The organism is Cupriavidus neocaledonicus, from assembly GCF_000372525.1.
In the GTDB taxonomy this organism is placed as follows: Bacteria; Pseudomonadota; Gammaproteobacteria; order Burkholderiales; family Burkholderiaceae; genus Cupriavidus; species Cupriavidus neocaledonicus.
This window is the reverse complement of the sequence record NZ_AQUR01000039.1, coordinates 1-6,933: the sequence shown is the minus strand read 5'-3', so window position 1 is coordinate 6,933 and position 6,933 is coordinate 1. Positions and strand designations below refer to the sequence as shown.

Annotated in this window: 6 protein-coding genes; 3 read left to right on the top strand and 3 right to left on the bottom strand. The window is 58.0% G+C overall.

All coding sequences use genetic code 11. From position 1 onward, the window contains the following. The coding region (locus tag A3AG_RS31020) for an ISL3 family transposase (protein WP_026163896.1) at positions 1-287 on the top strand (287 nt) is incomplete at its 5' end. A 51-nt stretch (positions 288-338) separates the two neighbouring features. Here the strand turns inward: A3AG_RS31020 and A3AG_RS0100510 are convergent. Next, positions 339-1,310, bottom strand: coding sequence for a ParB/RepB/Spo0J family partition protein (locus A3AG_RS0100510; RefSeq protein ID WP_012354633.1), 972 nt, complete (start codon positions 1,308-1,310; stop codon positions 339-341). Further along, entirely contained in the window at positions 1,307-2,518 is a 1,212-nt protein-coding gene (locus tag A3AG_RS0100505; protein WP_012354634.1) for a ParA family protein, read from the bottom strand. The genes A3AG_RS0100510 and A3AG_RS0100505 overlap by 4 nt, the downstream gene beginning before the upstream one ends. Positions 2,519-3,744: 1,226 nt before the next feature. Between A3AG_RS0100505 and A3AG_RS0100500 the strand changes: the two genes are divergently transcribed. Further along, the gene (locus A3AG_RS0100500; protein ID WP_012354635.1) at positions 3,745-5,142 is read left to right on the top strand and encodes a replication initiation protein; all 1,398 of its coding nucleotides are present in this window, start codon (positions 3,745-3,747) and stop codon (positions 5,140-5,142) included. Here the strand turns inward: A3AG_RS0100500 and A3AG_RS0100495 are convergent. Next, positions 5,129-6,457, bottom strand: coding sequence for a helix-turn-helix domain-containing protein (locus A3AG_RS0100495; RefSeq protein WP_012354636.1), 1,329 nt, complete (start codon positions 6,455-6,457; stop codon positions 5,129-5,131). The two genes, A3AG_RS0100500 and A3AG_RS0100495, sit on opposite strands and share 14 nt — an antisense overlap. Positions 6,458-6,738: 281 nt before the next feature. On the opposite strand from A3AG_RS0100495, the gene A3AG_RS32560 reads away from it, so the two are divergent. Continuing rightward, the coding region (locus A3AG_RS32560) for a transposase (protein WP_018003691.1) at positions 6,739-6,933 on the top strand (195 nt) is incomplete at its 3' end.

Genomic DNA, 6,933 nt, shown 5'->3' with positions numbered 1-6,933 from the left:
TAAAGCGGCTATGGTTCTACCGCCGCCCGGCGTGGGCGCAAAAAGCTTGGGAGCAATGGTGCGAGCAGGCTCGGCAGAGCCGAATACCTGCCCTGGAGTTGTTTGCGAAGCGCCTGCAAGGCTACTGGCATGGCATCTTGGCCCGCTGCCGCCACCCATTGAACACCAGCGTGGTCGAAGGCATCAACAACACCATCAAGGTCATCAAGCGCCGCGCGTACGGCTATCGCGACGAGGAATACTTCTTCCTCAAAATCCGCGCAGCCTTCCCCGGAATTCCTCGATGAACCAAAAAAAAACCCGCCATTTGGCGGGCCTTCTTGTCACCTCGGGTCAGATTACTTCGGCTGGTGGTGGAACGTCTCGCTGATCAGCTGGCGGATCTGGTTCTCCAGCGCCTCGCTCAGTGCACCGAACTTGATCTTGACGGTGAAGCCGTTGGCGTCCTTGGTAATCGAGCCGGCATGCTCCTTACCGGCAAAGAACTTGTCGATGCTTCGCTCGCTCGCTGAATTGGCGGCATCAACTCGACGGGTTGCCAGCGCTTTTATCGCATTTGCTGCTTTGCCCTGGTCCATCTTCCCCGATGCCACCAGTGGCCAGATTTCCTTCGCCGCTGCATCGCCCGCCTCGCCATACTTGCGGATGGTCATAACGATCGCTTCGGCGGCCGTCCCGCCGAGCAGGGTAGGCTGAAGATCCAGATCCCGGATTACATAGTCGGGGAGTTGGGCAAAGCTGAGGAATCGGTAAAGCCCGCTTCTGGACAGCCCGAGAGCCTCGGCCAGACGAGCGCGAGACGGGAATTCCTTCTCGGTCTGACGAATGGAAAGCGCAATCTCATAGTCAGAGAGATCATCACGGCTGACGTTCTCCACGAGAGCCAGCACCGCCATATCGGCGTCAGACGGCTCAGCGACCACCGCTTTGATGGTATCGGCGCCCAGCATCTTGTGGGCCCGCCACCGGCGCTCACCGGCCACGATCTGATAACCCATTTCGGCGCGGCGTACCACGATAGGCTGCATCAACCCAACCTCTCGGATGGACTCCGCGAGGTCCGCGAGTTTTGAATCGTTGAAGACGCGCCGAGGCTGCCAGGGGTTCGGCACGATGTCAGCGACCGCGATTAGGGACGCAACCCCGGCAGCCTCGAGCTCCTGCACGCGCATCTGTGCCACGGCCAGTGCACCAGCCAACCCAGGTGCGGTCTGCGTGCGATCGTTACGCTTGATCTCGTCCTTCTGAATTGCCGACGTCTTCCGGATACCAGCCGTCTTCGCCAATAGCTGTTCTCGCATATTGCTCATTGCGCGCTCCTCCATTTTTCTGCGTAGATTTCATCCAACCATCGGCAATAGTCGACAATCGGCTGGCGCACCCGCTGCAGCGATTTTGCAGCGCTATGGGTACTACTCACGTCGAATACCGTTGAGAAAGCCAGGGCCCCAGTGCTCATCACAGAACTAGCGGGCACTTCAATTGAATGCAGCCAGCTCTCATAGGCGCTTTGAGCCCATGCCCGAACAATCGGTGCAGAGGACGTACGCCCATAGTCGACCCTCGACAGCAGCAGCGACACGAAGTCGTACTTCTTGTCCGCTTCGTATTTGATGAAGCTCTTGGAGACATCGGAGAACAGGCGCCAGAACGACAGCGAGCTGATGAAATCCAGGTTCTCTGGCACCATTGGCATGACCATGGCATCTGCCGCCAGCAAGGCGTTCAAGTTCATATAGGAAAGCGAGGGCGACGTGTCCATCAGGATGTAGTCGTAGTGCTTCCGTAACGGCTCCAGTCCCTCCCTGAGAACAGTCCAGAAACGGAAGCCCGGCTTGACCTTCTGCATGGCAGGCAAATGGAACTCCGCGCCGATCAGTTCTGTGTGCGCGGGAATGAGATCCAGGCCGTCCCAGTATGTCGATTGCACTTGGGACAGCAAGCCCCCCTCGATCTGCTGATCGTAGATATACGGCAGAACGGAGTCTTCTGGCGAGACGTCCTTCTCGGCGTAGAGACCACACAGCTCGGAAAGCGACGCCTGTGGGTCTAGGTCCACCACCAGCACCTTTCTGCCGCGCAGCGTCAGTCCCTGGGCGAGGCACATCGTTGTCGTAGTCTTGGCCGAACCGCCCTTCAGTTGGGCCGTGATGATGATTTTCCCTTCGGGCTCCCGCGTACCGGTGACCAGCGGTGTCTGATAAATGTCCGACACCTTCTGCACCCACGTGCGCGCCTCCTCCAACGTGAAGGTCCGCGTGCGTCCTGTTCCCGCTGCAGTACCTGGCGGCAATTCCCCATCGCCCTTGGTGGCAAGGTATTGAACCTGGGAATGTGAGATGTTGCACATCTCGGCGATCTCCCCGGTCTTGAATACCGGGGCGGTTTTTCTAGGACGCGGCGCAAGGATCGTCTGACGCAGTTCATCCGTGAAAATGGTGACCTTTTCCGCGAACTGGGATATTTGCTCAAGCGGGACAGTCCGATCGACTGCAGGAAGTTGGCTCGTTTTCACCATTCTGAGGTTTTTCCGCAAAATTCTGGAAAGCTCAGAATACAAGAAACGCTTGAGCAATGCTTTATAAACTGTTGTTTTTGAAACCAACTATCCTAAAAAACCACAGTTTTGCTCAAACTTTAGGCGAATTAGGGCGTCTTGCCCTGCACAACCCCATACAGGCGGTGTCAAACAAGCGGCCCCCGGGCGTATGCAGGCGCGGCAAACCAGCACAAATGACCTCACCATCCCGGCCAATCCAGTCAATCGTGATGCCAATTGCCTGGATGCTAGAAGCCTAGTTCTGGGATTATGCACAATTGACCTCACCTTGCCGGTCGAGCCGTGGGCCGCCTAGGCCATTGACACCACCTCGCACGGCGCTTCGACGGGAACGCTCTGCTTGGATTTTGCCTCGTTCAAATGAGGTCGCGACGGCCGGATTCACCCTGCATCGACAATGGTGAGGTTCATTGTGCGTGCTTCGTACGCGCCTTATTGAGGTCGCACAATGAACCTCACCCTGCAGGAGAAAAGCCTGCCAACGTCTTGCACAACGGACCTCACCTTTACTGCAGCACAAAAAACCTCACCATCAAAGACTTGTGTGACGACCGGCATGAAGGATCCCCGGCAGAGGGAGCCTTGGCGCTTCGTGAAGAATTCTGCAGCCGGCCCAGCGTGATGTTGGTGCCGTCGGCTGGGCGACCCTCCACGGCAGGACGAGGTCTGCGTTGCCCGCGCATCTGACGAGCCCCAGCACAGTCGGCGATCTTGTGAGCGTGGACCGTGCCTGTTTGTTTAGTTTTTTGAGAAGTAAACACACCGACAAACAAACGGAAAAAAGCAAAGCCCTTTCTAATCAAACACTAGATGCCAGCAAGGTGAGGTGCAATGTGCCAAAGGTGAGGTGTGTTGTGCCACGAACGTGCGGTTTGATGTGCGAGCAAGGTGAGACTCGTTGTTCCGCAAGGTGCTAGTTCTTGTGCCGAGGCAGTCAAGGTGAGGTACGTTGTGCGGACGCTGTGGATATCCCCGCTGACGCTAGGCTAGATGCCAACTTAGCCACTGCCCGCCTTGCGCAACGGTGAGGTCCATTGTGCGTAGGGTGAGGGTCGTTGTGCTGGGACCGCAGGGCAAGGTCAGGGCCGCTGATGCCTGGCTTTTATGGTGAGGTTCATTGTGTTGAGAACCTCACCATCACGTGCTAGAGTCACCCCAGCCTAAAAAGAGGGGAACCACAAGTTATGGCGGCCGAGAATCCGGTGGAGATCAAAACGAGGACCACGCCTCGGCAAATGGCGCTCGCATTGTTCGAAGACATGTTTGACCTCGGCACGTCCATCAACGAGGCGAACCGCGAAATCGGCTATCAGCGCAATAACTTCTTCACGGAAATCGTGAACATGGGGCTAGCGGCGCGACGGTTCCTCGATGCCGCCTACTTCATCGTCGCCCAAGAGCCGGAAGTCCCAGATCAGTACGACGTTGAGCTGAACTACTTCAAATGGCTGATGCGGTACGACAGCCGCAACCTGAAGCATTTGCGCACCATCGCAGACGAAGCGCAGAACGCGAAGGTCCGCGTCACCAACACGCCGTCAGACCGTGAGCCGGCGGAAGATGATATTTGGGTGCAGGTGCAACTGATCGGTATGGTGGCCATGCATCGTGGCCGCATCCGCTTCGACGTGCACCACAGCCTGATCCCCCACATTCGCGACCCACGCAAGTCCCACTGGCTAAGCCTGCGGATTTCGACGGCATTTACGCGCAGCCTGGCGCGCGCCATCTACGACAAGGTCTTGCCGAGCGTGCCGGCAGGGCGCACCGACTGGATCAAGCTGGACGAGATGCGGACCTGGCCAGGGAAGATGGGCGCGAACGCCAGCATCTTCAAATATTTCAAGCGCGACTGGCTTGAGCCAGCGGTCCGGGAAATCAATGAGATCTCGGACATCGAGCTGTCCTACGAAACTCGGACGGAATCGACCTCGTCGAAGAAGGTTGACCGCATCCGCTTCCAACTCCAGCGCAAGGACACGGCCGATGCGGTGATGGCGAGCCTATCTGACGCGAGCCAGATCTACAAGATCCTGAAGGACGAGTTCAACCTGTCCACGCGCCAGTTCACCGAGATCTCCGAGAACCGGGAAGCATGGAATGACGACCGCATCCTGCAAGCGATCGAGTACACGCGGTTCAAGCTCAATCGGGGCCAAGTGAAGAAGAGTCCGTCCGGCTATCTGATGAAGGCGTTGCGCGACAACTGGCGCATGTCCGAAGCTGAGCGGACCATGGTTCAGGTCCAGACGAAGCTGCTCACGGAGGAAACGGAGAAGGAAGCCGTAAAGGCAGCAGTGAAGTCATCCGTTGAGCACAGCGTGGCGTCGCGTGATGAAGAGACGCGTGCACGCATGAATGAAGAATCAGCCCAAGGTCGCGCGCATTTTACGTCGGCTGATACCAAAACTCGCAGGGAGTTTATTCGGGCTTGGCTGGCGTCGCGCGAAGGCAAGCTTGTACTGCGGCGGATGAAGCTGGAGCCTGCATCCGTCTCCGAAGACGTCATCCTGACGACGCCAGATTTGTCCTGGTACTTGGGACAGTTCGTGTTCGGCCGCGTGGCACTCAGTCGCGCATGACACAGCGGATTTCTTCGCGTTGATCGACGCTGTCGCTATCGCAGGTTTTTGATTCCTGCGCTGACTTCCGTAGCATGCCATAACCTGTTCGGGGTGTAGCCAGTTCCTTGGATATGCCGAGGCCAAAGCAATCTAACTCCTGAGATGCGTTCCTGCCGTGCACCAGCCCGCGGATAGTCTCAATAGCCGCTCGCGCCACTACCGACGACGGCTGCCCCGGCTGCGTTAACTGGATGGGGCCGGAAGAGGACCCACACGCTACTCTGTCCATCTCAAAGAGCCAGGCGCGCGCCTGATCGTGCCCCACCGAACTCCGGCGACCGTTGCGGTCAATAAACACGATCGACGCTGAATCGACTTCATAGGTCGACCCATCTGGTGCTGAAACCCGCTTGCCTCGGTATCTCGCCACCAGCTCGGCAATCTGCTGCCGCTCTCGTGTGGCCCGAGCCTCGGCTGCTCGCCCTGCATCTTCACGGAGCTTCCGCGTCCGGACTATATGTCCGTAGTCAACAGGCATCTCGAGGAGCGACTTGAGGTACGCGAACAGTTCTCGTCCCCGGAGCGGCCTGAGCGCATTGCCAGCCGCCGAGACGACGTCTGACAAACGGTGGCCCGTGGTTCTCGCAAGCTTCATCAGTAGGAACAGCGCGGACATCTTTAGGGCTTGGTCGCGTACCAAGGGCGCCAGGTCCATCGGCACCGCGCGACCGTCAATCCGCAAAAAGGATCCCGGCCCCGGATGTTTCTTCGTAGAAGACTGCATGGTCTTGTTTACGCCATTCACCGGTGCGAGACATGTAGAGGCCCCCGACTCATCAGAGCGGGTCGGAACGTGGATAGTGGACTGAACCTGCAGGCTGGTGATTCCAATGCATCGGAGCAACTTTGAGGAGAACCCGATCCGCCCAACGACCTCAAGCTGCGCCCTGGTGCGCCGCTGCCGTTCACGCTTAATAAGCCCGGCATCTTCAAGCGCACCAAGCGCTCGATAGACCGTGGCCTCACTCATCCCGAGGTGTTGCGCAATCGTTGCCTTCTTTATGAAGGCGAGCGCAGACGGATCCTTCTGGTTCAAAGCGAAGCGGACGAGCGTGGCCAGTACCTGACGATTCGTGATGTGCAAAGTCCGAAGTCCATCGGACTCGTAGACCAGCGCGATTGCTCTAAGAATCCGCTCAGGCAGCCGGCCGGCATCGAGCCTTGCTGCATTGGGTTGCAGGCCTTCGGCGGCGACAGGTTTAGGAGCATGCGACGCATCGCCGCACTTTGTTGTTCTTCGGGCAATAGGAAGCCCGTCGAAGCTACATGTCATCTTCGATCAGCGCAAACTTGGAAAGGAGGCATTGACAGCGAAGGCGCGGGCTTCGTACACTCGATCTGTCTTGTAGGTCGAGTCAAAGGGGTTTCGAAGCTCGTGACCTCTTTTGCCTATGCCGATGAAAAACCTGGAGTTGCTGGACTTATACCCTGCAGGTACATAGTTGCAGTGGGGAGCCGCCAGAGACCTAGCAGGCCGCTGAAATACCTCCAGCGGACGTCAGCGCGACGACTGGCTGAAGCGTTGCTTTGAGGATCCCATCCAATCCCACATTCATGCGCGGCGCAGATACCTTCACGGAAAGCTTGTTCACTATGCGGAGGCTGGAGGATTTCGTGCCGCAGTCCCATCCGCTGCGCTCGATCCGGACTATGGCCAACCAGGCGCTGGTGAAGATGGACCGGCTGTTCGCGCAGATGTACGAGGCCGATATCAAGGGTGGCCGCCCCAGTATCGCGCCGGAGAAGTTG